Source organism: Novosphingobium capsulatum NBRC 12533 (assembly GCF_001598375.1).
Lineage (GTDB): Bacteria > Pseudomonadota > Alphaproteobacteria > Sphingomonadales > Sphingomonadaceae > Novosphingobium > Novosphingobium capsulatum.
The window spans coordinates 1-576 of sequence record NZ_BCYV01000069.1; the positions used below are offsets into that span (position 1 = coordinate 1).

The following is a 576-nucleotide window of genomic DNA, read 5'->3' on the forward strand; positions in this document are numbered from 1 at the left end:
TGATCATCCTCTCAGACCAGCTAAGGATCGTCGGCTTGGTAGGCCTTTACCCCACCAACTACCTAATCCTACGCGGGCTCATCCTTTGCCGATAAATCTTTGGACCGAAGTCATCATCCGGTATTAGCAGTCATTTCTAACTGTTATTCCGAAGCAAAGGGCAGATTCCCACGCGTTACGCACCCGTGCGCCACTAACCCCGAAGGGTTCGTTCGACTTGCATGTGTTAGGCATGCCGCCAGCGTTCGTTCTGAGCCAGGATCAAACTCTCAAGTTGTGTCACAACCATCATCGCAGAAGCACCAATGGCACCTACCCGCGACAACAGCAGAACTCCGGGAGCCGATGCCTGCATTTGTCAAACGTAATGGATACGAAGGACATATAGACAGATACCGGCTTGCTTTAAACTGGACGTCGGAGCCCAAAGACCCCCGACACCAGGCGCCGTCGCCCACATGTCCCTTCATCTAATCAACAATGTCAAAGACCAAACCCAGACAACAAAACCCGGACAACAATCAATCCCCGGTTCTCACCGGAAATCTAAGCCGTCCGTAGCTATCTGGCGACCAA

General features: G+C 52.3%; 1 rRNA gene. It reads right to left on the minus strand.

Annotated features, from left to right (window positions below):
• Window positions 1-277, minus strand: a 16S ribosomal RNA gene (locus SCA01S_RS21595); the annotation flags it as partial.
• Window positions 278-576 lie beyond the last annotated feature (299 nt).